Source organism: Leifsonia sp. 115AMFTsu3.1, assembly GCF_004362795.1.
Taxonomy (GTDB): Bacteria; Actinomycetota; Actinomycetes; order Actinomycetales; family Microbacteriaceae; genus Leifsonia.
Genome location: NZ_SNYB01000001.1, coordinates 1424260 through 1449992, shown reverse-complemented (window position 1 = coordinate 1449992; position 25733 = coordinate 1424260). Strand labels below are relative to the sequence as shown.

At 71.1% G+C, this 25733-nt stretch carries 27 protein-coding genes; 17 read left to right on the top strand and 10 right to left on the bottom strand.

The features are described 5' to 3' along the window. Nucleotides 1-43 precede the first annotated feature (43 nt). From AXZ95_RS07040 to msrB, 4 genes are all read right to left on the bottom strand, one after another. Entirely contained in the window at nt 44-856 is an 813-nt protein-coding gene (locus tag AXZ95_RS07040) for an ABC transporter permease (protein ID WP_018190322.1), read from the bottom strand. Beyond that, entirely contained in the window at nt 853-1713 is an 861-nt protein-coding gene (locus AXZ95_RS07035) for an ABC transporter ATP-binding protein (protein ID WP_018190321.1), read from the bottom strand. Before AXZ95_RS07035 ends, AXZ95_RS07040 begins: the two co-directional genes overlap by 4 nt. A gap of 91 nt (nt 1714-1804) precedes the next feature. Beyond that, a complete protein-coding gene (gene msrA / locus AXZ95_RS07030) occupies nt 1805-2314 on the bottom strand; it encodes a peptide-methionine (S)-S-oxide reductase MsrA (RefSeq protein ID WP_018190320.1) in 510 nt (169 codons plus the stop codon). A gap of 11 nt (nt 2315-2325) precedes the next feature. Further along, entirely contained in the window at nt 2326-2772 is a 447-nt protein-coding gene (gene msrB / locus AXZ95_RS07025; RefSeq protein ID WP_018190319.1) for a peptide-methionine (R)-S-oxide reductase MsrB, read from the bottom strand. Nucleotides 2773-2980: 208 nt separating this feature from the next. On the opposite strand from msrB, the gene AXZ95_RS07020 reads away from it, so the two are divergent. Next, the gene (locus AXZ95_RS07020; protein ID WP_018190318.1) at nt 2981-3706 is read left to right on the top strand and encodes an alpha/beta hydrolase; all 726 of its coding nucleotides are present in this window, start codon (nt 2981-2983) and stop codon (nt 3704-3706) included. Between the two features lies 1 nt (nt 3707). Here AXZ95_RS07020 and AXZ95_RS07015 read toward each other — a convergent pair whose 3' ends face one another. Further along, nucleotides 3708-4136, bottom strand: a complete 429-nt coding sequence (locus AXZ95_RS07015; protein WP_018190317.1) for a hypothetical protein — start codon at nt 4134-4136, stop codon at nt 3708-3710. Then, nucleotides 4133-5380 carry a mechanosensitive ion channel domain-containing protein gene (locus tag AXZ95_RS07010; RefSeq protein ID WP_018190316.1) on the bottom strand — a complete coding sequence of 416 codons (1248 nt, stop codon included), beginning with the start codon at nt 5378-5380 and terminating at the stop codon, nt 4133-4135. The genes AXZ95_RS07015 and AXZ95_RS07010 overlap by 4 nt, the downstream gene beginning before the upstream one ends. Before the next feature lie 156 nt (nt 5381-5536). Here AXZ95_RS07010 and AXZ95_RS07005 point away from each other — a divergent pair, with 156 nt between their 5' ends. After that, nucleotides 5537-6532, top strand: a complete 996-nt coding sequence (locus AXZ95_RS07005; protein ID WP_018190315.1) for an SDR family oxidoreductase — start codon at nt 5537-5539, stop codon at nt 6530-6532. 18 nt (nt 6533-6550) lie between these two features. Here the strand turns inward: AXZ95_RS07005 and AXZ95_RS07000 are convergent, their stop codons facing one another. Continuing rightward, nucleotides 6551-7108: a hypothetical protein gene (locus tag AXZ95_RS07000; RefSeq protein ID WP_018190314.1), complete on the bottom strand. Its 558-nt coding sequence runs from the start codon at nt 7106-7108 to the stop codon at nt 6551-6553. Nucleotides 7109-7267: 159 nt separating this feature from the next. Between AXZ95_RS07000 and AXZ95_RS06995 the strand changes: the two genes are divergently transcribed. The 7 genes from AXZ95_RS06995 (at nt 7268) to AXZ95_RS06965 (ending at nt 14697) form a co-directional block, all read left to right on the top strand. Then, nucleotides 7268-8419, top strand: a complete 1152-nt coding sequence (locus tag AXZ95_RS06995) for an ROK family transcriptional regulator (RefSeq protein ID WP_018190313.1) — start codon at nt 7268-7270, stop codon at nt 8417-8419. A gap of 97 nt (nt 8420-8516) precedes the next feature. Next, complete coding sequence (locus AXZ95_RS06990; protein WP_018190312.1) at nt 8517-9848, top strand: ABC transporter substrate-binding protein; 1332 nt, start codon at nt 8517-8519, stop codon at nt 9846-9848. A 10-nt stretch (nt 9849-9858) separates the two neighbouring features. Next, nucleotides 9859-10842, top strand: coding sequence for a sugar ABC transporter permease (locus AXZ95_RS06985; RefSeq protein WP_018190311.1), 984 nt, complete (start codon nt 9859-9861; stop codon nt 10840-10842). Continuing rightward, nucleotides 10839-11750, top strand: a complete 912-nt coding sequence (locus AXZ95_RS06980) for a carbohydrate ABC transporter permease (protein WP_018190310.1) — start codon at nt 10839-10841, stop codon at nt 11748-11750. The genes AXZ95_RS06985 and AXZ95_RS06980 overlap by 4 nt, the downstream gene beginning before the upstream one ends. 4 nt (nt 11751-11754) lie before the next feature. Then, nucleotides 11755-13026 carry a 6-phospho-beta-glucosidase gene (locus AXZ95_RS06975; protein ID WP_018190309.1) on the top strand — a complete coding sequence of 424 codons (1272 nt, stop codon included), beginning with the start codon at nt 11755-11757 and terminating at the stop codon, nt 13024-13026. After that, the gene (locus AXZ95_RS06970; RefSeq protein ID WP_018190308.1) at nt 13023-14027 is read left to right on the top strand and encodes a BadF/BadG/BcrA/BcrD ATPase family protein; all 1005 of its coding nucleotides are present in this window, start codon (nt 13023-13025) and stop codon (nt 14025-14027) included. The genes AXZ95_RS06975 and AXZ95_RS06970 overlap by 4 nt, the downstream gene beginning before the upstream one ends. A 37-nt stretch (nt 14028-14064) precedes the next feature. Beyond that, nucleotides 14065-14697: a protein-L-isoaspartate(D-aspartate) O-methyltransferase gene (locus AXZ95_RS06965; protein WP_018190307.1), complete on the top strand. Its 633-nt coding sequence runs from the start codon at nt 14065-14067 to the stop codon at nt 14695-14697. A 7-nt stretch (nt 14698-14704) separates the two neighbouring features. On the opposite strand, the gene AXZ95_RS06960 is transcribed toward AXZ95_RS06965, so the two are convergent. Beyond that, nucleotides 14705-15451, bottom strand: a complete 747-nt coding sequence (locus tag AXZ95_RS06960) for a gamma-glutamyl-gamma-aminobutyrate hydrolase family protein (RefSeq protein ID WP_018190306.1) — start codon at nt 15449-15451, stop codon at nt 14705-14707. Between the two features lie 124 nt (nt 15452-15575). Between AXZ95_RS06960 and AXZ95_RS19860 the strand changes: the two genes are divergently transcribed. The 7 genes from AXZ95_RS19860 to AXZ95_RS06925 all read left to right on the top strand — a co-directional run bounded on the left by AXZ95_RS19860 (nt 15576) and on the right by AXZ95_RS06925 (nt 22912). Further along, a complete protein-coding gene (locus AXZ95_RS19860) occupies nt 15576-17663 on the top strand; it encodes a TPM domain-containing protein (protein ID WP_018190305.1) in 2088 nt (695 codons plus the stop codon). Nucleotides 17664-17718: 55 nt separating this feature from the next. Further along, nucleotides 17719-18468, top strand: coding sequence for a PspA/IM30 family protein (locus AXZ95_RS06950; protein WP_018190304.1), 750 nt, complete (start codon nt 17719-17721; stop codon nt 18466-18468). After that, a complete protein-coding gene (locus tag AXZ95_RS06945; RefSeq protein ID WP_018190303.1) occupies nt 18465-19346 on the top strand; it encodes an arginase family protein in 882 nt (293 codons plus the stop codon). Before AXZ95_RS06950 ends, AXZ95_RS06945 begins: the two co-directional genes overlap by 4 nt. 10 nt (nt 19347-19356) lie before the next feature. After that, nucleotides 19357-20142: a crotonase/enoyl-CoA hydratase family protein gene (locus AXZ95_RS06940; RefSeq protein WP_018190302.1), complete on the top strand. Its 786-nt coding sequence runs from the start codon at nt 19357-19359 to the stop codon at nt 20140-20142. 99 nt (nt 20143-20241) lie between these two features. Further along, on the top strand, nt 20242-21693 hold the full coding sequence (locus tag AXZ95_RS06935; RefSeq protein WP_018190301.1) for an NAD(P)/FAD-dependent oxidoreductase: 1452 nt from the start codon (nt 20242-20244) through the stop codon (nt 21691-21693). Further along, nucleotides 21690-22070: a hypothetical protein gene (locus AXZ95_RS06930; protein WP_018190300.1), complete on the top strand. Its 381-nt coding sequence runs from the start codon at nt 21690-21692 to the stop codon at nt 22068-22070. The genes AXZ95_RS06935 and AXZ95_RS06930 overlap by 4 nt, the downstream gene beginning before the upstream one ends. After that, the gene (locus tag AXZ95_RS06925) at nt 22067-22912 is read left to right on the top strand and encodes an SDR family NAD(P)-dependent oxidoreductase (RefSeq protein ID WP_018190299.1); all 846 of its coding nucleotides are present in this window, start codon (nt 22067-22069) and stop codon (nt 22910-22912) included. The genes AXZ95_RS06930 and AXZ95_RS06925 overlap by 4 nt, the downstream gene beginning before the upstream one ends. A 102-nt stretch (nt 22913-23014) precedes the next feature. Here the strand turns inward: AXZ95_RS06925 and AXZ95_RS06920 are convergent, their stop codons facing one another. Beyond that, nucleotides 23015-23461, bottom strand: coding sequence for an SIP domain-containing protein (locus AXZ95_RS06920; protein ID WP_018190298.1), 447 nt, complete (start codon nt 23459-23461; stop codon nt 23015-23017). Between the two features lie 120 nt (nt 23462-23581). Here AXZ95_RS06920 and AXZ95_RS06915 point away from each other — a divergent pair, with 120 nt between their 5' ends. Then, complete coding sequence (locus tag AXZ95_RS06915; protein ID WP_026307111.1) at nt 23582-24646, top strand: ATP-dependent DNA ligase; 1065 nt, start codon at nt 23582-23584, stop codon at nt 24644-24646. Nucleotides 24647-24684: 38 nt separating this feature from the next. Here the strand turns inward: AXZ95_RS06915 and ligD are convergent, their stop codons facing one another. Beyond that, nucleotides 24685-25704 (bottom strand): non-homologous end-joining DNA ligase, encoded by a 1020-nt coding sequence (ligD, locus tag AXZ95_RS06910; RefSeq protein WP_026307110.1) that lies wholly within the window; start codon nt 25702-25704, stop codon nt 24685-24687. Between the last annotated feature and the right edge of the window lie 29 nt (nt 25705-25733).

Here is a 25733-nt window from a genome sequence, read left to right as displayed (position 1 = left end):
GACGCGTCCGCTCAGGCGTCCGTGCGCTCAGGTGTCCTTCCGCTCAGGTGTCCTTGCGGATCCAGCGGAACGTGATCCGGCTCGCCAGCAGACCGACGACCAGCCACACCGAGAGCACGATCGCGATCCCGGCGAGCTGCCAGCTGCCTCCCGGCTCCCGCGCCTCGAAGCCCGGCGGCAGGAAGACGCTGCGCATCCCCTCGGCGATCCACTTCAGCGGGAACACGCTGGCAACGTTCTGCAGCCACGTCGGCAGCACGTTGAAGGGGATGTAGACACCGGAGATGAACTGCAGGATCAGGACGATCGGGATGATGACGGCCGTTGCACTCCGACCGGTGCGCGGAATGGAGGACAGCGCGATCCCGAGCACGGCGGACGTCACGATGCCGAGCAGGTAGATCCATGCGAACCGCACCCAGAGCTCGGCTTCGGTCGGGAGTGCGACGTCGAACGCGAACCGGGCGACCACGAGCAGCAGGCCGATCTGCAGCACGCTCGTCGCGAGCACCTGGCCCATCTTCCCGATGAAATACGAGATCACCGGCAGCGGGGTGCCGCCGAGGCGCTTCAGGGTGCCGTCGCTCTTCTCCCCTGCGATGTCGACGGCCAGGTTCTGGACGCCGGAGAGTAGGATGCCCGCCGCGATCATGGCGGGCAGGTAGTAGGCGGCCTGGCTGATCCCTCCCGTGCCGTCCGGCGCCGCTCCGACGTCCCCCATCCCCTGGAACGCCACGGAGAAGATGCCGAGCATCACGACCGGGAACAGGAAGGTGAAGAAGATCGTGTCCGGCTGGCGGAAGTAGGTGATCGTCTCGTACCTGGCCCGCTCGATCCCCAGGCCGAGGGCGGTCACGACTCCGCTCCCGCCCGCTGGACGAGGTCGAGGTACACGTCTTCCAGGCTCGGCCGGATGACCTCGAGGTCGGAGGGCTCGCCGCCGGTCTCCGCGGTCAGCCGTGCGACGACGGCCGCTGGCGTGTCGGTGCGTTCGGAGCGCGGGATGCCGTCCGCGTCACGCCAGCGCACGATCGGGACGCGCGCCGCCGCTCCCCCGAGCTGGTGGATGGCGCCCATGTCGACGAGCCGTCCCTCGGCGATCACGGCCGCGCGGTCGCTCAGCTGGGCGGCCTCGTCGAGGTAGTGCGTGGTGAGCAGGATGGTCGTCCCCTCGCGTTTCAGCGAACGGATCAGCTCCCAGAACTGGTGCCGCGCCTCCGGGTCGAACCCCGTGGTGGGCTCGTCGAGGAACAGCAGCTCGGGCCGGCCGATGACGCCGAGCGCCACGTCGAGCCGCCTGCGCTGGCCGCCGGACAGACTGCGGACGCGCGCCTTGGCCTTGTTGGAGAGCCCGACCGCCGCCATCACCTCGTCGACGTCGCGCGGCGTCGGGTAGAACCGTGCGAAGTGGGTGAGCTGTTCGCGGACGGTGACGTTCGTCGCCTCCGCCCCGGTCTGGAGGACGATTCCGAGTCGTGCTTTCCACTTCGTCCCGCCTCTGGCCGGATCGACGCCGAGGACGGACACGTCGCCCGACGACCGGTCGCGGTATCCCTCGAGGATCTCGATGGTCGTGCTCTTACCGGCGCCGTTCGGGCCGAGCAGGGCGAACGTCTCCCCCGCGTGGATGTCGAAGTCGATCCCCCGCACAGCGTCGAACGATCCGTAGGACTTCCGAAGCCCCCGGACCGTCACCGCGCTGTCGCTGCTCACGGCCTCAGTATGGCAACCGGCCGGTGGACGTGTGTCCACCGGCCGGTGATGTCGCTCAGATCGCTCGGATCGCTCAGATCGCTCGGATCGCTCAGCTCGCCGCGGTCTCGCGCTTCGGCAGCTTCCAGCCCGGGCGCACGAAGTGGCAGGTGTAGCCCCACGGGATGCGCTCCAGGTAGTCCTGGTGCTCCGGCTCGGCCTCCCAGAAGGGACCGGCGGCGGTCACCTCGGTGACGACCTTTCCGGGCCACAGCCCCGACGCGTCCACGTCGGCGATGGTGTCCTCGGCGACGCGGCGCTGCTCGTCGTTCTCGTAGAAGATCGCGGAACGGTAGCTGGTGCCGACGTCGTTGCCCTGGCGGTTCTTCGTCGACGGGTCGTGGATCTGGAAGAAGAACTCGAGCAGGTCGCGGTAGCTGGTCCGCTCGGGGTCGTACTCGATCTCGATCGCCTCGGCGTGGGATCCGTGGTTGCGGTAGGTGGCGTTGGGGACGTCGCCCCCGGTGTAGCCGACGCGGGTGCTGGTCACTCCGGGGAGCTTGCGGATGAGGTCCTGCATGCCCCAGAAACATCCGCCGGCGAGGATGGCCTTCTCAGTCATTTTCTGTGTCCTTACTTCTCGAAGAGCTTCGTGTAGTCGCCGTAGCCGGCCGCGTCGAGCTCGGAGAGCGGGACGAAGCGGAGGGCGGCGGAGTTGATGCAGTAGCGCAGGCCGCCTGCCTCGGCGGGCCCGTCGTCGAACAGGTGACCCAGGTGGCTGTCGCCGTGGGCCGAGCGGACCTCGGTTCGCACCATCCCGTAGGTGCGGTCCACCTTCTCGACGATGTTCGCGGGCTCCACCGGAACGGTGAAGCTCGGCCATCCCGAGCGGCTGTCGTACTTGTTCACGGACGCGAACAGCGGCTCCCCCGACACGATGTCGACGTACAGCCCCTCCTCGTGGTTGTTCCAGAACTCGTTGCGGAAGGCGGGCTCGGTGGCGGCTTCCTGCGTGACCGCGTACTGGCGCGGCGTCAGCTGGGCGAGGGCCTCCGGGTCCTTGCGGTAGTCCTGTGTCACGTTTCCTCCTCGTGCGGCGCGCTGGCTGCGGCGCCGTCAGTAGATGGAACACCCGAGCACTCCGGGATGGTCCCGCTGATCCTGTGAGTTCGCCGAGTGCGCGAAGGCCGAACGGAAAGGGGTAGACGCGCGCCGAAGCCGCCCCCTAGCCTGGCGGCGTTCCGAGAGCGTCACCCACCCGTTCACAGCACAGAGCGAAGGAACATCCATGCCGAATCCCACCATCGTCCTCGTCCACGGCGCCTGGGCGGACGCCTCCAGCTGGAACCCCGTCATCTCGGATCTCCGCGCGCGGGGATTCACCGTCTACGCCCCGCCGAACCTGCTCCGCGGGGTGACAGGGGATGCCGCCTACGTCGCCGCCTTCCTCGCGCAGCACACCGAGGGGCCGGTCGTTCTCGCCGGGCACTCGTACGGCGGCGCCGTCGTCAGCGGCGCCGGGCTGGGCGGCGGCGATGTGCGGGCCCTCGTCTACGTGGACGCGTTCATCCCCGACGAGGGCGAGAACGTCGTCGGTCTGCTCGCCGGCTCCGGGTCCGCCCTCGAGGTCCCCGACCCGACGACGGTGCTCGACATCGTCGGCTACCCCGGGGCGCCGGAAGGCGACGCGGACGCCTACCTGAAGGCATCGACGGTCCGCGATTTCTTCGCCCAGGACCTCTCCGAGACCGACCAGGACCTGATCGCCGCCGGTCAGCGGCCGATCGCGCTCGCCGCCAACGTCATCGCGGCCGGCCCTCCCGCGTGGCAGAGCCTCCCCGTCTGGTCCGTCGTCGGCACCGAGGACCGCATCATCCCTCCGGCGCTCCAGCGGCGGATGTCCGAGCGCGCGCAGGCGACGATAGTCGAGACGGCCGCCGGGCACGTGTCGATGCTGGCCGCCCCGGACGTCGTGACCGGCACGATCGTCGCGGCGGCCGAATCCCTCTCCTGAGTCACGGGCGGGCCTCGTGGCCCGGTTCGCCGTGGGTGCGCCGCTGCTCTTTGAGCTCCGCCTCGTAGAGGTGGCGGCGGCCCCCGGCGAGCCGGTCCCGCGCCTCGCGCTCGAGGTCGCGGAAGAGGGCGTAGTAGCCGTCGTCGTAGTCCTCGACGATCTGGAACGTCCACCGTCCCTCGATGACGTTCCGGCCGACCAGCTCGCGCTCGATGCGGTCGGCGAGGTCGGCGTGACCGGCGTCGCGCAGCTTCTCCACGGCCTCGCCGAGCGTGAAGTCGGCCTTCCCGGTCAGACGGTGGAAACCGTAAAGGAGTCCGCGCGCATGCTCGACCACCTCGAGCGCCTCGCTGAGGCTGCCGAGCGCATCCACCGTGGCGTCGTCCAGGCCGTCGGGTCGTGTGTGCTGTTCGTCGGGTCCGTCGGTCATCGGTTCTCCTCGTCTCTCGCGCTCGTCGCCTCGGCGGCCGCGGCGGTGGCGTCGGCGTCGGCGTCGAGGTCGCCGTCGCTGTCACGGATGATCGGGATGGCGTCGGTGAACTGCTGCGCGCGCTGCTCGTTCTCGGGGCTGCCGCTGAACAGACGGCCCTCCTCCTCGCTGCGGGCGCGCGCCGGCCGGTCGCGCGGTTCCGGCGGCTCGACGAGCTCCACCCGCTGTCGCGGGAGCGACGCGGGCGAGTACCGCTGCATCCAGTCGATCAGGCGCTCGCGGACCAGGCAGCGCAAGTCGAACAGCGTCGGCGCGTCCTTCGCGGTGACGAGCACCCGAACGCGCACCCACCCTCCGATGGCGTCGGTGACCTGGAGGATGCCGGTGCGGTGGTCCCACAGATCCGTGGTGGCGAGGATGCGGTTGAGCTCCGCGCGCATCCCACCGGTCGACACCCGCCAGTCGAGGTCGAACTCGATCGAGCCGAGCAGCTCGCTGTGCTGCCGCGTCCAGTTCTCGAACGGCTTCGTCGTGAAGTAGGTGGACGGGAGCACGAGTCGGCGGTCGTCCCAGACATGCACGACGACGTAGGTGAGCGTGATCTCCTCGATGGTGCCCCACTGCTGCTCCACCACGACGACGTCGTCGATGCGGATGGCGTCGGAGAATGCGAGCTGGATGCCGGCGAACAGGTTCGCGAGACTCGACTGGGCGGCCACACCGGCGATGATCCCGATGACGCCGGCGGAGGCCAGCAGGCTCGCGCCCGCGGCCTGCAGCGCAGGGAACGTCAGCAGCACGGCTCCCAGGCCGATGACGACCGCCGCCACGATGGTGAGCCGCCGCAGGATGAGCACCTGGGTGCGCACGCGCCGCGCGTAGCGGTTGTCCGGCACGTCGAGCCGGTAGCGCGCGAGCCCGAGGTCCTCCACGAAGACGACGAAGGCGGCGACGAACCAGACGCCGGTGGCGATGCTCAGGATGAGGAACGTGTGATTGATGCCGCTCCGCCAGGCCGCCGTGACCTCCGGCGGCATGCTGACGGCCACCGCGATCCACAGCACGATCACGACGAGGAACAGCCGGAACGGCACGCGGACGTGGCGGATCAGCAGCTCGGGCCACTGCCTCCTCCGGCCGATCAGACGCAGCGCCACCGCCAGGATGGCCGTGACGGCGACCGCGACGACGACGGCCAGGAGGCAGGCGACGGCGAGGCCGGGCCAGCTGTGGAGGGGGAACACGGGTGGGAGGACTCCTCGGGGTCGAATTCGCGAAGGAGTGTACGCGCGCACCGCCGGAGGGTCGACCCGCCCTCGCAAGCGCGGGGCCAGCGGACTAGCCTGGCCATTCGGGCGACGTCCGCCGATCGGCGACGCAGGACGCGTAAAGGAGCGGGAATGGCAGCGACACGGACACTCTTCATCGGCGGGACGGGCGTCATCAGTTCGGCGTGCGTGGCGGAGGCCCTCGAGCAGGGCCACGAGGTCACGGTGGTGAACCGCGGGAACAGCTCGACCCGTCCCCTCCCCGATGGCGTCGAGGTGCTGCACGCCGACATCCGCGACCCGGAGAGCGTGCACCGCGCGCTGGGCGAGCGGAGCTTCGATGTCGCCGCCGAGTTCCTCGCCTTCACGCCTGAGCACATCACGACCGACTTCGACCTGTTCGAGGGCCGGGTCGGGCAGTACGTCTTCATCAGTTCCGCCTCCGCCTACCAGAAGCCGCCGTCGCGCGTGCCGGTGACCGAGTCCACCGCGCTGCGCAACCCGTTCTGGCAGTATTCGCGCGACAAGATCGCCTGTGAGGATGCGCTGATGGAGGCGTACCGCGACCGCGGCTTCCCCGTCACGATCGTGCGGCCGTCGCACACCTACGACCGCACGATGATCCCGACGTCCGGTCACTGGACCGACCTCGAGCGGATGCGCCGAGGCGCCCCCGTCGTCGTGCACGGCGACGGGACGAGCCGGTGGACGATCACGCACAACACCGACTTCGCGGTGGGGTTCGTCGGACTGCTCGGCCGTCCGGAGGCCGTCGGAGACGCCTTCCACATCACCGGCGACGAGGCCCCGACGTGGGATCAGATCTACTGCTACCTGGCGGAGGCGCTCGGCGTCGAGGCCGAACTCGTGCACGTGTCGAGCGAGTCGATCGCCGCCGTCATCCCCGAGGTCGGCCCCGGCCTCCTCGGCGACAAGGCGCACTCGATGCACTTCGACAACAGCAAGATCAAGGCGATGGTTCCCGGGTTCCGTGCGCGGGTGCCGTTCGCCCGCGGCGCCGGGGAGATCGTGGAGTGGTACCTCGCCGACCAGGAGCGGCAGCGTGTCGATCCCGACCTGGACGCGGCGTTCGACCGCCTCGTGGAGCACGCCCGCGCGCTCGGCTGAGCACGCGGGCGCGCTGCGTCACTTGGTGTAGCCGCTGCCGGAGGTCGGCGTGGACGACGAGGAGGTGATCTTCGTGCCGTCCGGTGCGACGACCCACCAGATGCCGCCGAAGCCCTGGCCGGTGACGTCGCCGGCCGAGGAGTCGCCGGCGTAGGTGTACAGCGGGTGCCCATCGAGGGTGACCTGCTTCTTGCCGTTGACGCCGGTGATCGTTCCGACGGTGCCGGTGACGCCCTGCACGGTCGGGTGGTCGCTCCCGGCCTCGATGGCCGGCCACTGGGTGGCGCACTGCCCGGAGCAGACGCTCATCCCGGAACCGGCGGTGTCCTTGTCGAAGACGTAGGCGGTGAGGCCCTTCCCGTCGACGACCACGGTGCCGAGCGTGGTCGAGCCGGTCTTCAGGGCGGTCGCCCCGGCAGCAGAGGCTCCGGACGACGTGGACGTCGACGGACTGGACGAGGCGGGCGCCGAGTATCCCCCGCCTCCCGTGGTCGAGCAGGCGGCGAGCGCCAGGAGGACGGCGGCGGCTCCGGCCGCCAGTGCCGCGAAGCGCGTGGGTGAGGTGATGTTTCTCATGAGCGGATGCTCCCTTCCACCCATGGCACGCTGCCCGAAGGGCGGATGGTTCACTTCCTGAGAGGACCATCAGGCGCTCATCTGGAAACAGGAGCTTTACTATAAAGAAACTTTCCTGATACATTTCCGCGAGAGCATCGTTCCAACGAAGGGATGAGGATGACCGGACCGGTACGGGGCACCCCCGGGTGGCTGCGCGAGACCAACGATCGCACCGCCTTGTCGTTGCTGCTGCAGCACGGCGTCCTCACCCGCAACCGCATCGGCGAGCTCTCCGGGCTCTCCAAGCCGACCGCCGCGCAGATGGTCGCGCGGCTCGAGACGGCGGGCCTCATCCACGTCGTCGGGGAGGTCTCCGGCGGCCGCGGACCGAACGCCGCCAGCTACGCGGTGCGGACCGACCGGATGCTCGCCGTGGCCATCGACATCGACGCCGAGGCCCTGCACTCGACCGTCGTCGACGCCTCCGGCGCCGAGCAGCCCATCGCCGTCACGCCCCTCGCCGGGCGTTCCCCCGAAGAGGATGTGCGCGCGGCCATCGAGGCGGCCTGCGCGGTGGCAGGCGCCGACCCGCAGCAGGTGCGCTCCGTCTGTATCGGCGTGCAGGGCGCGCTCGACCCGCGCACCGACGAACTGACCTACATCGAGACGCTCCCCGGCTGGCCCAAGCAGGGCATCGGCCGGCGGCTGCGCGACGCCCTCGGCATCGAGGTGCGCATCGACAACGACGTGAACCTGGCCGCGCTCGCCGAGCGCACCGACGGCGCCGGGCGCGACACGGGCGGCTTCGCGCTGCTCTGGATGGGCGACGGCCTCGGCCTGTCGGTCGACCAGGGCGGCAGCGTCCACCGCGGAGCGTCCGGGGGCGCCGGCGAGATCGGCTACCTGCCCATCCCCCGCTCCGCCGCCGAGCTCGACCCCGAGGCAGGCGACCTGCAGGACCTCATCGGAGGCCCGGCGGTCGCCCGGCTTGCGGCCCGCCACGGGGTCTCCAGCGACGGCGCCTTCGCCGGCGACCCGGACGCACGCGAAGCGTTCCTCGGCGAGCTGGCCAGCCGGGTCGCCGTCGGCGTCGTCCCCGTCCTCGCCCTCCTCGACCCGGAGCTGGTCGTGCTGGGCGGCCCCACCGGCTCGGCGGGCGGCGACCGGCTCGCCGAACTCGTCACCTCCGAACTCCGCCCCGCCTGGGGCGAACGCAGCGTCGTCGCGACCGGCGTCGACGCCCACCCGGTGCTCCGCGGAGCCAGGGAGCACCTCATCGGCGAGGTGCGCGACGCGCTCTTCGCCGAAGTGTCGCGGATCGCACCGTAGCGACCCGCGACCGCACCACCGCATCCACCCGCACCACCCCATCCACCCACATCCCGCACCACCACACCTGCACCCACCGACAGTGAGGGAGCCACCCGTGAAACACCGCCATCTCATCGCCGCGGCAGCGGTCACCGCCGCCGCCGCGCTCGCCCTCTCCGGCTGCTCCGGCGGCGGAGGCGGCACCGACTTCGCCGCCAGCACCCCGAAGGACCTCAGCGGCACCGTGTCGTTCTGGCACTTCTTCTCCGATCGCGAGGCGAAGGTCATCCAGTCCGTCGTCGACGACTTCGAGAAGAAGTACCCGAAGATCAAGGTCGACGTCCACTCCGGCCAGGACGACGAGAAGCTCCAGAAGGCCATCGCCACCGGCAGCAAGGTCGACGTCGGCCTCTCGTACTCCACCGACATCGTCGGGAACTTCTGCTCGAACGGCGCCTTCCGCAGCCTCAACAAGGTGATCGAGCGCGACGGCGTCGACATGAGCCAGTTCTCCGACACCGTGAAGTCGTACACCGAGTTCAAGGGCACCCGCTGCGCGATGCCGATGCTCGCCGACGTCTACGGCCTCTACTACAACACCGACCTGCTGAAGGCGGCCGGCTACACCGCGCCGCCGAAGACGCTCAGCGAGCTGGAGTCGATGGCCGAGAAGCTGACGACCTTCAACCCGGACGGCTCCATCAAGACCCTCGGCTTCAACCCGACCATGGGCTGGTACGAGAATTCGGCCGCCCACGTCGGTCCCGCCGCCGACGCGAAGTGGCTGAAGTCCGACGGCACCAGTGCGGTCGGCTCAAGCGAGGGCTGGAAGGAGCTGATGACCTGGCAGAAGAAGTTCGTCGACACCATCGGCTGGGACAAGCTCAACGCCTTCACCTCCGGGCTCGGTCAGGAGTTCTCGGCCGACAACGCGTTCCAGACCGGGCAGGTCGCGATGAACCTCGACGGTGAGTACCGCACGGCGTTCATCGACGACCAGGCGAAGGACCTCCACTACGGCACCGCGCCCTTCCCGACCGCCGATGACCAGACGCAGCTGTACGGCGGCGGCTACATCACCGGCAACATCATCGGCATCTCCAAGGGGTCGAAGCAGCCCGAGCTCGCCTGGGCGCTGCTGCGCTACCTGACCACCGACACGGACGCCGTCGTGAAGCTCGCCAACGGCCTCAAGAACGTGCCGACGACGAAGGATGCGCTCGCCTCGCCGAAGCTGGAGGTCTCGGAACAGTTCAAGACGTTCCTCGACATCGCGTCGAACAAGAACGTCCAGACCACGCCGCCGAGCCCCCTCGGCCCCGGCTACCAGCAGTCGCTCCAGGACTGGTGGAACAAGTACCAGAGCCAGGGCGGCGACCTCGATGCCGGATTGAAGTCGGTCGACAAGCAGATCAACGACGCGCTCGCGCTGAGCACCGGACCGTGAGCCGGACGCCATGACCGCGACCGCAGAACGCGTGGGGCGGGCCACCGCCCGCCCCACGCGCCGCTCCCCGGCCCGCCGCAAGCGCTCCCTGGTGACGCTGGCGCTGCTGGCGCCGGCCCTCCTCGGGCTGCTGATCTTCTTCGTCTACCCGCTGATCGCCTCCGTCTACTACTCGTTCACCCGGTTCGACCTCGTGTCGCCGCCGCAGTGGATCGGCCTGCGCAACTACCAGTACCTGTTCACGCAGGACCCGAACGTCTGGCTGGCGACGCTCAACACGCTGTGGTTCGTCGTGATCTGGGTGCCGGTGAAGACGGCGTTCGCGCTCATCGTCGCCGGGCTCCTCGCCCGGGCGCGCCGCGCATCCGGCTTCTGGCGAACCGTGTTCTACCTGCCCGCCCTGGTGCCGCCGGTCGCGAGCGTCGTCGCGTTCGTCTTCCTGTTCAACCCGGGCACCGGACCGGTGAACCACATCCTCGGCTTCTTCGGCATCCAGGGACCGCTGTGGTTCAACGACCCGGCCTGGTCGAAGCCCTCCCTCGTGCTGCTCGGCATCTGGGTCATGGGCGACGTGATGATCATCTTCCTCGCCGCCCTGCTGGATGTGCCCCGCGAGCAGTACGAGGCGGCGTCGCTCGACGGCGCCAACGGCGTCCAGAAGGTGCGCTACGTGACCATGCCGTCGATCGCCCCCGTGCTGCTCTTCGCCGTCGTGACCGGCGTCATCGCGGCCATCCAGTACTTCACCGAGGCGGCCGTGGCCTCCTCGGTGGCGTCGGGCAAGGCCGTGGTCGGGCAGGGCATCAGCTCCAACCTGGGCTACCCGGACGGCTCGCTCCTCACGTACACGCAGTGGCTGTACGTACGCGGCTTCGGCACCTACCAGCTCGGCTACGCCTCCGCCCTCGCGGTGCTGCTGTTCGTGGTGGCCGCGGTCATCCTCGTCCTGCTGCTCCGCCGCTTCAAGGCGTTCACCCCGGAAGGCGCGCAATGACCTCGGCAACCCTCACCCCCGGCACGGCGACGACGGACCGTCCCGCCCTGCCGCCCCGCCGCATCCCGACCCCGCGGTCCGCCCGCGCCCGGCGCATCCTCTCCTGGATCGCCGAGCACGCGGTGCTCGTCGTGCTCGCGGTGCTGTTCATCGCGCCGGTGATCTTCGTGTTCCTCACCTCGCTGATGTCGAGCGAGCAGACACTGACCGCATCGCTCTGGCCGCAGCCGTTCCACTGGGACAACTACGTCAAGGTGTTCACGACGGTGCCGCTCGCGCAGTGGTTCGCCAACTCCGCGATGTACGCGGTGCTCGCGACGGCCTTCATGCTGCTCTCGAGCGTTCCGGCCGCGTACGCGCTCGCCAAGATCCGGTTCCGCGGCTCCGGCGTCCTGTTCACCGTGATCATCATCGCCATGCTGCTGCCGCCCCAGGTGACCGCCATCCCGATCTACGTGATGTGGTCGCAACTGGGCCTCACCGGGACGCTGTGGCCGCTCATCCTGCCGAACCTGCTCGGCGATGCGTTCTCGATCTTCCTGCTCCGGCAGTTCTTTCTCACCATCCCGAGCGAGTACGCCGACGCGGCACGGATCGACGGCAACGGCGAGTTCGGGGTGCTCTGGCGGGTGGTGCTCCCGATGGCGAAGCCGGGAATCGCGGCCACCGCGATCTTCCTGTTCTTCGCCTCCTGGAACGACTACTACGGGCCGCTCCTGTACACCTCCGAGAACCCGGCCGCGTGGCCCGTCGCCTACGGCCTGGCGTCGTTCCGCGGCGTCCACGGCACCGACTGGGGGCTCACCATGGCCATGACGATGCTCGTCACCGTCCCGGTCGTCCTCATCTTCTTCTTCGCCCAACGCGTCTTCGTGGAGGGCATCACACTCACCGGCGTGAAGGGATAAACACGTGAAACTGACGGTCGTCGGAGGCGGCTCCACCTACACCCCCGAGCTCATCGACGGGTTCGCGCGGCTGCGCGACCTGCTCCCGATCGAGGAGCTCTGGCTGGTCGACCCCGATCCGGAGCGACTGCGCCTGGTCGGCGGGATGAGCCAGCGGATGTTCCGCGCGGCCGGCCACCCGGGGCGCGTCGTGCCGACCTCGGACCTGGTCGCGGGCGTCTCGGACGCGGACGTCGTCCTCATCCAGCTGCGGGTCGGCGGTCAGGCGGCGCGCCACGGCGACGAGACCTGGCCGCACGAGTGCGGCTGCATCGGTCAGGAGACGACCGGCCCCGGCGGCTTCGCCAAGGCGCTGCGGACGGTGCCGGTCGTGCTGCGCGTGGCCGACGCGGTCCGCACGCACGCAAAGCCGGGCGCCTGGATCGTCGACTTCACCAACCCCGTCGGCATCGTGACGCGCGCGCTGCTGCAGGAGGGCCACCGCGCGGTCGGGCTCTGCAACGTCGCCATCGGCTTCCAGCGGCGGTTCGCCGGGATGCTCGGCATCTCCCCGGCACAGGTGCAGCTCGGCCACGTCGGGCTGAACCACCTGACGTGGGAGCGCTCCGCCCTCGTCACCGACGACTCCGGAACCCGCGACGCCCTCCCCGAGCTGCTCGGCACCCGGCTGGAGCAGCTCGCGGAGGAGGTCGAGCTCCCCGCGTCCCTGATCCGGCTGCTCGGCGACGTGCCCAGCTACTACCTGCGCTACTACTACGCCCACGACGAGGTCCTCCGCGAGCAGCTCGACTCCCCCACCCGCGCCGAGGCGGTGCAGCGCGTCGAGCGCGAGCTGCTGGAGCTGTACGGCGACCCGGCGGTCGACACCAAGCCCGAGCAGCTCTCGCAGCGCGGCGGCGCGTTCTACTCCGAGGCGGCGGTCGACCTGATCGCCTCGCTCACCGGCGACCGAGGCGACGTGCAGGTCGTGAACCTGCGCAACGACGGAGCGCTGCCGTTCCTCCCCGACGACCATGTGATCGAAGTGTCCGCGACGGTGGATGCGCGGGGCGTCACCGCCCTCCCGATCGACCCGCTGCCCGCCGACCACGCCGGGCTGATCTCCCACGTCGCAGGCTACGAGCGGCTCGCGCTCGACGCCGCGGTGCACGGCGGACGCGACCGCGTGCTGCGGGCCATGCTCGCGCATCCCCTCGTCGGTCAGTACGATCGGGCCGAGCGACTGACCGACCTGCTGATCGCTCACAACCGCGACCACCTGGAGTGGGCCAAGTGACCGACGACAACGCGCCCATCGCGCCGCTTGTGATCGCCGTCGACGGCGGCGGATCGAAGACGGACGCGGTGGCACTGGAGCTCGACGGCACGGTCGTCGCCGAGGCCAGGGGCACCACCTCCAGCCCGCACCTGATCGGGATGCGCGGCTCGGCCGACCTCGTCTCGGCACTGATCGGCCGCCTGCTGGAGCAGACCGGTCCGCGTCCGATCGCCGCCGCCAACCTGTACCTCTCGGGCCTCGACCTGCCCACCGAGATCGACGACTTCCGGGCGAGCATCGCGGGGACGCCGTGGGCGGCGGCGGCGGTCGACAACGACCTGTTCGCCCTGCTCCGGGCGGGAACCGACGAGCCGGACGCGGTCGCCGTGGTCTGCGGCACGGGCATCAACTGCGTCGGCGTCCGCGCCGACGGCGCCGTCGTCCGCTACCCGTCGCTCGGGACCATCTCGGGCGACTGGGGCGGCGGCTGGCACCTCGGCGAGCGGGCGCTCTGGCATGCGGCACGCGCCGTCGACGGCCGCGGTCCGGCGACGGAGCTCGCGCGGGCGGTCCCCGCGGCGTTCGGCCTGGACAGCGTCCAGGCGGTCATCGAAGCGCTGCACTTCGGCCGCCTCCCGAACCGCGACCTCGCGCTGCTCGCACCGACCGTGTTCGCGAGCGCGCGCGCCGGGGACGCCATAGCGGCGGCACTGATCGACGAGCAGGCGGAGGAGATCGCCACCTTCGCGGTGACGACGCTGCGCCGACTCGACCTGCTCGACCGGCCGGTCCCCGTCGTCCTCGGCGGCGGCGTGATCGGCGGGCGCGACGAGCGGCTGCTCGGCACCATCGAACGGCTGCTCGCCGAGCGGGCGCCGGCAGCGCGGATGGAGCTCGTCACCGCCGCGCCCATCCTCGGCGCCGCCCTCCTGGCACTGGAGTCGGCCGGAGCAGACCCGGCCGCGCTGGACGCTGCCCGACGCACTCTGGAGGAGCGACCCGCCGCGGTGGTTCAATAGCCGCACGGACCACGATCACGACTTGGAGCGGGCGCGGATGGTCGAGCAGCAGCTCGTCCCGCGCGGGATCGAGGACCAGCGCGTCCTCGATGCGATGCGACGTGTGCCCCGGCACCTGTTCGTGGAGCCGTCGGCCGAGCCGTACGCGTACGAGGACCATCCGATGCCCATCGGCGACGGCCAGACCATCTCGCAGCCGTACATCGTCGCGCTGATGCTGCAGGCGGCGCGGATCGGCCCGGAGGACGTCGTGCTCGATGTCGGAACCGGCTCGGGATACGCGGCAGCCGTCGCCTCTCTGCTCGCGCATCGCGTGGTCAGCATCGAGCGGCATCCTGGGCTGGCGGTGGGGGCTGCGGCGACGCTGGACGCACTCGGCTACCGGGTGGAGGTGGTGACCGGCGACGGCACGCTGGGCTGGCCGTCCGGCGCTCCGTACGACGTGATCCTGGCGGCCGCGACAGGTCCAGCCGTGCCCGGCGCCTGGCGGGCGCAGCTCGCGCTGGGCGGACGCGTGGTCATGCCGGTCGGTCGTCCCGGAGGCGCGCAGCACCTGGCCGCGTTCACGCGCGGCGACGACGGGTCGCTGCACGAGACGAATCTCGGTGGTGTGGCGTTCGTGCCCCTGCTGGGTGAGCAGGGCTGGCCGGTGCGGCCGTCCCGGGACTGAGCACCGCTCAGGCCGCGACGACCTCGCGGGCCGGGACGGCGACCCTCAGCGCTCGGAGCAGCGCGGCCAGCTGCCCGGCCGGGGCGGCGATGTCCTCGGGGTGCCACTGCACCGCGAGGAGCGGGGCGTCGGCGTGCTCGATGGCCTCGACGTGGCCGTCGTGCGACCGGGCGGTGACGACGAGGTCGGCGCCGAGCGCATCCACCGCCTGATGGTGGGCGCTGCGCACCTCGAGCGACCCCGCTCCGAGGAGATCGGACGCGCGGCTGCCCGCCTCGACCTGCACGGTGTGCGTGGTGAGCACCTGCGGGATGGGGACGCCGCGGTTCACGTGCGCGCACTCCTCGCCGAGATCCTGGACGAGCGTGCCGCCCAGCGCGACGTTCACGATCTGGAGCCCGCGGCAGATGCCGAGGAGCGGAGTGCCGCGCACCAGGGCGGCGTGCACCAGCGCGATCTGCGCGGCGTCCGCCGCCGGCAGGTGCCGTGACTCGTTGGGGTAGCCCGTCCGGCCGCCGTAGAAGTCGGGATGGATGTCCTCGCCGCCGACGATGACGACGGCGTCGGCCGGCTCGGTCTCGGCGAGCAGCGCGTCGGCGCCGCGGTCCGCCGCGAGCCGGTCGACCCTCCAGCCCTGCGCCTCGGCCTCGGCGATGACGTTGCCGACGAGCAGCTGGACGTAGTCGTGATAGGCCGGATCATGGCCGCGGAAGCGCGTGGCCTCGACGACGGCGAGGGTCGGCTGCTCGGACATGATCCCATCCCACCAGCAGGGTCCGTCGAGCGCACGGGTGGCCGTAACAGGCCGAAACAGTGACACTGTCGGAGAGCACCAATAGACTCGGCTGCGTATCAGCCGGACCCGAGAGAGTGGGTGGATGCGCTTGCGACGTCTGCTGACCGGAGCCCTGCTGGCGCTCGGACTCGTAGCGGGGCCGACGCTGCTCACGGCCCCGCCGGCCTCCGCACAGGACCCGGTCGATCTCGGTCCCAGCCACGTCGTCGATCAGGCGCAGGTGCTCAGCGGATCGGACGAGTCGACGATCACGGCGGCCGCGAAGAAGCTCTACGACGATCACCGCATCGACCTCTACGTCGTCTACGTCGACCGGTTCACCGATCCGACCGAGGCCGCCGACTGGGCCAACGAGACGGCCGCGCGCAACGGACTCGGGCAGCGCGACTACCTGCTCGCGGTCTCCACCGAGGGCCGCACCTACTACCTGTCGGGCGACGACAACGGCCCGGTGAGCGCCGACCAGCTCGACTCCATCGAGCGCAACGACATCGAACCGAAGCTGCACGACGGCGACTGGGCCGGGGCGGCCGTCGCCGCGGCGAACGGGCTCGGCGACGCCGTCGGCGGAGGCGGTGGCGGCGCCGTGTTCTTCTGGGTGTTCCTCATCGGCGTGCTGATCGTCGGCCTCGTCGTGTTCCTGCTGGTCCGCTCACGCGGTTCCCGCAAGAAGAAGGCAGCCGCGGGGCCGACGACACCGCAGAGCGAGTTGCAGACCATCTCCCTCCCCGACCTCGAACGGCGAGCCGGGTCCGCGCTGGTGCAGACCGACGACGCCATCCGTACGAGCGAGGAGGAGCTCGGCTTCGCCACCGCACAGTACGGGGCGGATGCGGTGGTGCCGTTCCAGTCCGCCCTCGACACGGCGAAGGGGCAGCTGCGCGAGGCGTTCACGCTCAAGCAGCGGCTCGACGACGCGGAGCCCGACACCGACGAGCAGCGCCGCGAGTGGAACATCCGGATCGTCCAGCTCTGCGCCACCGCCAATCAGGCACTGGATGCGCAGGCCGACGCCTTCGACGAACTGCGGGCGATCGAGAAGCGCATCCCCGAGGCGAGTGCCGAGATCGCCACCCAGGCCGCGGCCCTCCGGCAGCGTCTCGCCGCGACGCGCGGCACGCTCGACGGACTGGCGCAGCGGTACACCGACGCCTCCCTCGGGACTGTTCACGACAACATCGACCAGGCGACGCAGCGCCTCGACTTCACCGACACCGCGCTGGCGGGCGCCGCGCAGAAGGCGGCGGCCGGCGATGCAGGCGCCGCGGCCGTGGGCGTTCGCGCCGCCGAGGAGTCGGCGGACCAGGCGGGCCTGCTGCTCGACGCGGTCGACCGGCTCGGCTCCGACCTGGCCGCCGCGCAGCAGTCGCTCGACGGCACCCTCGCCGAGCTGCGGAGCGACCTGGCGGAGGCGCGCGCGCTCGCCGCCTCCAGCGACCCCGGCGGCTCCGTCGCCGCGGCGGTCGCCGGCACGGAGCAGACCGTGACCGACGTGCAGGCGGCCCTCTCCGCCGGACGCGTCAACCCTCTCGAACTGGCCCAGCGGCTCGACGCCGCCAACCGATCCATCGACGGGGTGCTACAGGGCGTCCGCGATGCCCGCGCCCAGGCGCAGCGCGCCCAGTCGGCACTCCAGCAGACCCTGATGACCGCGAAAGCGCGCGTGTCGGCGTGCGAGGACTTCATCACCGCCCGGCGCGGAGCCGTCGGCGCCGAGGCGCGCACCCGGCTGGCGGAGGCTGCCCGGCTCGTGGTCCAGGCCGAGCAGACCGCGGCGACCGACGCCGTGTCGGCCCTGGCCCAGGCCCAGCGCGCGGCGGAGCTCGCCGACCAGGCGACACAGCTCGCCCAGCAGGACGTGGGCGGATTCCAGCCGGACCTCGGCGGGATGGGCGGAGCAGGCGGCGGCCTCGGCGACATCTTCGGCGGCGGCACCTCCGGGCGCGGCGGCGGAAGCGGCACGATGGGCGCCATCCTCGGCGGCATCCTCATCGACTCGGTCCTGCGCGGCGGGATGGGCGGCGGCGGAGGGAACTGGGGCGGCGGCGGTTTCGGCGGCGGCGGTTTCGGCGGAGGCGGCAGCCGCACCCGGAGCGGCGGCGGCGGCTTCAGCGCAGGAAGCTTCGGCGGCGGGGGCACCCGCAGCCGGCGTGGCGGCGGACGGTTCTGACCGCCGCACACATCTCACAAGCGCCCAACGGGGGCGGGAGCGAAAGGAAGAGCACATGGCGAAGCAATCCATCTTCGGACGGATCTCGCAACTGTTGCGAGCGAACATCAACGCCCTCCTCGATCAGGCGGAGGACCCGGAGAAGATGCTGGACCAGATGGTCCGCGACTTCACCAACAGCATCGCCGACGCCGAGAGCGCCATCGCCGAGACGATCGGCAACCTGCGGCTGCTCGAAGACGACCACCGCGAAGACGTGGAGGCCGCGGCCGAGTGGGGCGACAAGGCGCTCGCCGCCAGCCGTCAGGCCGACCAGTACCGCTCCTCGGGCGACACCGCGAACGCCGACAAGTTCGACAACCTCGCCAAGGTCGCGCTGCAGCGGCAGATCTCGTCGGAGAACGAGGCGAAGGCCGCCGAGCCGCAGATCGCCGCGCAGACCGAGGTGGTCGAGAAGCTCAAGACCGGGCTCAACGCCATGAAGGAGAAGCTGGAGCAGCTGAAGAGCAAGCGCTCCGAGCTGATCGCCCGCGCCAAGAGCGCGCAGGCGCAGGCGCAGGTGATGGATGCCGTGAAGAGCGTCGACATCATGGACCCGACCAGCGAGGTCTCCCGCTTCGAAGAGAAGATCCGCCGGGAGGAGGCCAAGGTGCGGGGCGCGCAGGAGCTCGCCGCATCCAGCCTCGACTCGCAGTTCGAGCAGCTCGACGACCTCGGCGAGATGACCGAGGTCGAGGCACGGCTCGCCGCGCTCAAGTCCGGCGGAGGGTCGCAGGGGGCCGTGACCTCGGGCGCCCAGGGGTGAGCGGCGCGTCCTTCCTCGTCGTCCCGCAGTGGCAGGGGTCGGGCTCGTCGCGGGCCATGCGCCTGATCGACGGCGCCGACGCCATTCGCGGCGACCTGCCGGGCACCCGCACCCACCAGGTGCCGGTGCCCGCCGCCGCGGGCGAGTCGCTCGGCAGCGGTGTCAACCGGTTCTCATCCCTCGCGGCCGTCCGCGAGGCGACGCTGGCCGAGCTCGCGCTGCTCGAGGCGCCGGTCGTCACGGTCGGCGGCGACTGCGGTGCGGAGCTCGCGCCCATCCAGCACGCGCTCGCCGCGCATCCCGCCGGGTCTGTGGCGGTCGTGTGGTTCGACGCCCACGGCGACCTCAACGACGTCGACTCCTCGCCGTCCGGCGCCTTCCACGGGATGGTGCTGCGCGCGCTCCTCGGGGACGGACCGGACGGGCTCGCCTCGACTGGACCGGAGGTCCTCGCTCCCGGTCAGCTGACCCTCGCGGGAGTCCGGGCGCTTGACGACGGCGAGTCGGCCTTCGTGGACCAGGCCGGCATCCGCGTCGTCGCACCCGGCGAGCTGGATGACCCGGAGGCGATCGTGAACGCGGTGGCGGCCACCGGCGCGACGTCGGTGTACCTCCACATCGACCTCGACGTGCTCGACCCGTCCACCATCGACGGGATCGGCTACCCGGAGCCGTTCGGCGTGCTCCCGGAGCGGCTCACCGAGGCGATCCGCGCACTCCGCCGGCGGTTCGAGCTCGCGGGAGCGGGCCTCATGGAGTTCGCGCCGGAGAACCCGGACGCCGCAGCTCACGACCTCCCGGTCATCCTCCGCATCCTCGGTGCGCTGACCGGCCCGACCGCGTCGCAGGCCGCGGCCGGCTCTGACGGAGCGCGGTAGCTTGGGAGCCATGAGCGAGCCCAAGATCCTGACCGAGCGGCGCGGGCACGTGCTGCTGATCGGCCTGAACCGGCCGGAGAAGCGGAACGCGGCCGACTTCGAGCTGCTGAACCAGCTGGCACTGGCCTACGGAGAGCTGGAGCGCGATCCCGAGCTGCGGGTCGGTCTCGTGCACGCCGTGGGCGAGCACTTCACGGCCGGGCTGGACCTGGCCGACCTCGGGCCGCGCATCGGGAAGGACGGGCTCTCCTTCGTCGGCGAGGACGGCATCGACCCGTGGCAGGTCTCGGGGCAGCAGCTGACCAAGCCGGTCGTCATCGCCGTGCAAGGCACCTGCCTCACCCTCGGGATCGAACTCATCCTCGCCTCCGACATCGCGGTGGCGGCACGCGGGACGCGGTTCGGTCAGATCGAGGTCACCCGCGGCATCCTGCCGTTCGGCGGCGCCACCCTCCGCTTCCCCCGGGCGGTGGGATGGGGCAACGCGATGCGCTACATCCTCACCGGCGACCTCTTCGACGCCGCCGAGGCGCACCGCATCGGCCTCGTGCAGGAGGTCGTCGAGGACGGCGAGCAGTTCGACCGCGCTCTGGAGCTGGCCGAGCGGATCGCCGCACAGGCGCCCCTGGCGGTGCAGGCCGCGCTGGCCAACGCGAAGCGAGCCGTGCGCGACGGGGATGCCGCGGCGGAGGCCGAGCTGCAGCCCACCCTCGTCCGGCTCGTCGGCAGCGAGGACGCCCGGATCGGCATGGAGGCGTTCCTGACCCGCACGGAGGCGCGCTTCGTCGGACGCTAGCCATCCGATCCGCGGGCGCGCGACGAACCCCACGGACGACACGACGCACCACATCCGACACACCATCGACAGCGGCCGGAACGGCGGCAGGGAGAAGACATGAGCGAGATCAAGGACTACGACGTCATCGTGATGGGTGCGGGAGCCGTGGGCGAGAACGTCGCCGACCGGGCCGCTCAGGGCGGCATGCGGACGGTGATCGTGGAGTCCGAGCTCGTCGGAGGCGAATGCTCCTACTGGGCGTGCATGCCCTCCAAGACGCTGCTGCGGAGCGGGGCGCTGCTGCGCGCAGCCCAGAAGGTCGGGGGGACGCGCGAAGCGGTCACCGGTCCGCTCGACGTGGCCGCTGTGCTGAAGCGCCGCGACGACATGACGAGCAACTGGAACGACGACGGCCAGGTCGAGTGGCTGAACGGCGCCGGGATCGACCTGGTGCGCGGGTGGGGCGTCATCACCGCGCCGCGCGAGGTCACCGTGACGGCGGAGGACGGCACGGTCACGGTGCTGCGCGCGAAGCACGCGGTCGCGGTCTCCACCGGATCCGCGGCGCTCATGCCCGACATCCCCGGGCTCCGCGAGAGCGAGCCGTGGTCGAGCCGTGAGGCGACGAGCGCCCAGCGCGTGCCGGTCTCCCTTGCGATCTTGGGCGGCGGTGTCGTCGCCACCGAGATGGCCACGGCCTACGCCGGCTTCGGCACCGAGGTGCACCTGATCGCACGCAGCGGCCTGCTGGGCGGCGACGAGCCGTTCGCCGGCGAGATGGTCGCCGAGTCACTCACGAAGCTCGGAGCCACCCTGCACCTCGATTCCGGCGTCGAGCAGGTGGAGCGCACGGACGACGAGGGCTTCCGCATCCGCCTCGACGACGGCGCGGTGCTCGAGACCGACGAGTTCCTCGTGGCCACCGGGCGCCTCCCCCGCACGTTCGGCATCGGACTCGACGCGTTCGGTCTGGAGGACGGCGCCTGGCTCGACGTCGACGACAGCATGCGCGTGCTCGGAGCCGACGGCCGGCCCGTCGACGGCGGCTGGCTGTACGGCGTCGGCGACGTCAACCATCGCGCGCTGCTCACCCACCAGGGCAAGTACCAGGCCCGCGCCGCCGGCGACGCCATCGCCGCTCGCGCCACGGGACGCGACGTCTCGCTGGAGCCGTGGGGCGCCTTCGTCGCGACGGCCGACCACGAGGCGGTCCCCCAGGTCACCTTCACCGACCCGGAGGTCGCATCCGTCGGGCTGACCGCCGCGCGCGCCGAGAAGGCGGGCTACCGCATCCGGGTCGTCGACTACGACATCGGGAGCGTTTCCGGTGCGCACGTCGTCGCCGACGGGTACGAGGGCAAGGCCCGCATGGTCGTCGACGAGGACCGCAAGGTCGTGCTCGGGGTGACCTTCGTCGGTCAGGACGTCGGCGAGCTCCTCCACTCGGCCACCGTCGCCGTCGTCGGCGAGGTGCCGCTGGACCGCCTGTGGCACGCCGTGCCGTCGTACCCGACGGTTAGCGAGGTGTGGCTGCGGCTGCTCGAGACCTACGGAAGACCCGAGAAGTGAGCGGTTTCGACCGCACGCCGCTCGGCCGCATCCTGCTCGATTCGCCGGTGAGCCGCGCCGGATACCTCTATGCGACCGCGGTCGGCCTCACCTGGGGATTCCTCTGGAGCACCGGGCGCATCGAGCGTCGCGCCGGGCTCACGGTGTTCCGCGGCATGCCGAAGGCGACCTTCGGCCGCGGCGGGTCGTGCGTGGGCGGCGTCTACCTCACCGACCACAACGTGAGCGATGACGTGCTCGAGCACGAGGCGATCCACAAGCGGCAGTGGCAGCGCTACGGGATGCTGTTCCCGCTGCTCTACTTCGTCGCCGGCCGCGACCCCCTCCGCAACCGATTCGAGATCGAGGCGGGCCTCGAGAAAGGCGGGTACCGATGACGCGCACCATCGTGATCACGGGCGCGAGCTCCGGCATCGGAGCAGTGGCTGCCGAGCAGCTGAAGGCGGGCGGCGACGAGGTCGCGGTCGTCGGCCGCAACCCGGAGCGCACCCGCGCAGTCGCGGAACGCATCGGAGCGACGCCGTTCCTCGCCGACTTCGAGCGCCTCGACGACGTGCGCGCCCTTGCGGCGGCCCTGCTCGATCGGTACGACACGATCGACGTGCTCGCCAACAACGCCGGCGGGCTCTACCACGACCGCGAGCTGACGGTGGATGGGCACGAGCGGACCATCCAGGCGAACCACCTCGCGCCCTTCCTGCTCACCGCACTGCTGCGGCCGCGACTCGTCGAGACCGCGGCGTCCGGACGGGATGTGCGGGTGGTCTCCACCGCCAGCCTCGCCAACCGGTTCGGCAACCTGCGCATCGACGACCTGGACTGGGAGCGGCGCCCCTGGCAGGGCGGCTGGCGCGCGTACGGCACGGCGAAGCTGGCGACCATCCTGTTCGCCGCCGAGCTGGCCGAGCGCCTGACCGGGACCGGCGTGAGCGCCTACTCGTTCCATCCCGGAACCATCGCCACCAATTTCGGCAACTCGTCGCCGCTGATCCGCTTCGGCCACCTGGTGACGCGGAGCAGCTTCGGCATCTCGGTCGCGGCGGGTGCCGCTCCTCTGCTGTTCCTCGCCGGGCCGGCGCGGGTCGGTGCGCCGAGCGGCACGTACTTCGACCGCCTGTCGGTGAACGGCCGCGTCAACCCGCAGGCGCGCAACGCGCAGCTCGGGCGCGACCTCTGGGCCGCGAGCGAGGCGCTGGTGGGGCTGGACGTCCCCGCCTGATCGACGAGTTGACGCAACACGCCGCGCAATACGGACGCGTCGCGGCGTGTCGCGTCAACCAGCTCACCGACCTGGGGTGGGCGACACGGCGGACGCCCGGCGTCAGCGGAAGGACGGCGCCGCCACGGCCTCGGCGTGCATGCCGACCGTGTGGATGAGGTGGTCGCGCACCTCAGTCGCGAGCGCGAAGCCGCCGGTGACGATCGCACGCGTTTCGCCCGGCCCGTCGCACAGCATCTCGTCGCACCAGGCGCGCACGGCGCGGGCGCCGGCCTCGCCGCGGGCGCACAGCTCGCCGGTGCCGGGCCGACCGCTGCGGTGCGAGCGGATCAGCCAGGTGACCGTCATGCGCATCGGCGTCGCCAGCGGCACGACCTCCGAGGGCTCCCCGACCTCGACGAACACGCGGCCGCGCGCGCACAGCGGGAGGAGCGCGAGTTCGGCCTCCAGCTCAGTGAGCGAGGTCTCATCCCCGACGACCAGGAACTGCACGCGGTCGTCGTGGTGCGCGGTCGAGGCGGTGTGGGTGGCGTGATCGGGACGGTACATCTCGCGATCGAGTATAGGCGAGCCTTACCTAAGCACCAACGGCTGTGAGCGCATCCTCAGCGTGCGACGCGCGGGACCGCATCCCTTCCCGAGGTCGGTCGTTCGCGGCATGATCGGAGCATGCGACCCTCCGCCTCCTCCCCCATCGCCCCGATGCTCGCGAAGGCGGTCCCCGCCGTCCCGGAGCCCGACAGCGTGACGGGCGGCCTCAGCTACGAGCCGAAGTGGGACGGCTTCCGGGCCATCGTCTACGCCGAGGGCGACGGCGCGGTGGAGTCGGTCGAGATCGGCAGCCGCGGCTCGAAGATGCTCACGCGGTACTTCCCCGAGCTCGTGGAGGCGTTCCGCAGCATCCTGCCCGGCCCGTGCGTGCTCGATGGCGAGATCGTGGTGCCGACCGGCGAGCCCGGGAAGCAGCGGCTCGACTGGGAGGCGCTGTCGCAACGCATCCATCCGGCCGCCAGTCGCGTCAACCTGCTGGCGGAGCAGACGCCGGCCACCTTCGTCGCTTTCGACCTGCTCGCCATCGGCGACGACTCGTACGTCGACCGGCCGTTCGCCGATCGGCGGGCGGCTCTGGAGGAGTTCGCCGGCGACCTGCCCGCTCCGATCCAGCTGACCCGCACCACGACGGATGTCGACCTCGCTCGCCGCTGGCTCGTCGAGTTCGAGGGCGCCGGGCTGGATGGCGTCGTCGCCAAGCCGCTGGCCGGGCCGTACGCGCCGAACAAGCGCACGATGCTCAAGATCAAGCACCACCGGACAGCCGATGTCGTGGCGCTCGGGTACCGCATCCACACCAGCGGCCGCGGTGTCGGCTCCCTGCTCGTCGGGCTGTTCGACGACGACGGCCAGCTGCGCAACGTCGGCGGCGTCTCGGCGTTCACCGACGCGAAGCGGCTGTCCCTGATCGACGAGCTGGAGCCGCTGGTGGAGCGCGACGAGAGCGGAGCGGCCGTCACCGGCGAGACCGACCGGAGCCGCTTCTCGGGCAGCAAGGACGTGTCCTTCGTGCGGCTGCGGCCGGAGCGCGTACTCGAGGTGCGGTACGACCAGATGGAGGGGATGCGCTTCCGTCACACGGCGCAGTTCGAGCGCTGGCGGCCGGACCGCGAGGCGCGGTCGTGCACCTTCGAGCAGCTGGACCGGCCGATCGCGTACGACCTGGGCGACGTGTTGACCTAGTTCCTCGGCGACATGGCGGCGAAGCGCGGACTGACCCGCTACGCCTTCTTCGCGCGGCTCGGCTGCACGCGCGGCGGCTCCCCCGGCATCTTGGGGTAGTCCGGAGGGAACGGCAGCTCGCCGAGGCCGTTCGACAGGTCGCGCTCCCACCAGCCGAGCAGCACGTCGATCGTGCCGGGTTCCGCACCGAAGTGCTCCCACGGGTCGCCGACCGTGCGCAGTCGCTCGGGCATGGTGAGCACTGTGAAGTCGCGCGGGTCGACGTGCTCCAGCTCCTCCCACGTGATCGGGGCCGAAACGGAGGCGTGCGGGAGCGCCCGCGGGCTGTAGGCGCCGGCCATCGTGCGGTCGCGGTTGGCCTGGTTGAAGTCGACGAAGATGCGCTCCCCGCGCTCCTCCTTCCACCACGCCGTGGTCACCCGGTCCGGCATCCGTCGTTCGAGTTCGCGCGCGGCGGCGATCACGGCGTGCCGGACGTCGAGGAACTCGCGCTGCGCCACGATCGGCGCGAACACGTGCAGCCCGCGGTTGCCGGAGGTCTTGATGAACGCCGTGAGCCCGGCCTCCTGCAGCACCTTCCGCAGCTCGATGGCGGCGGGCACGGCGTCGGCGAAGCCGGTGCCCGGCTGCGGGTCGAGGTCGATGCGCAGCTGGTCGGGGTTGTCCGAGTCCTCGGCGCGCGACGGCCACGGGTGGAACACCACCGTGTTCATCTGCGCGGCCCAGACGGCGGCGGCCGGTTCGTCGATCACGAGCTGTGGATGCGAGCGGGCGCTCGGGTACGTCACCGTGACGGAGCGCACGTAGTCCGGCACCCCGCGCGGCGGGTTCTTCGAGAAGAACTGCTCCCCGTCGATCCCCTCCGGGAACCGCTGCAGCGACACCGGCCGGTCGCCGTTCGCGCGGACGAACGCGTCGCCGACCTCCACGAGATAGTTCGCGAGATCGAGCTTGGTGATGCCGGCCTCGGGGAAGATCACCCGCTCGGGGCTCGAGATCCGCACCTCCCTGTCGCCATCGGGACCCGGGACCGTGAGGACTACAGCGCCGCCTGCCATGCGACCACCGTACCGCCCGAACCGCCGGT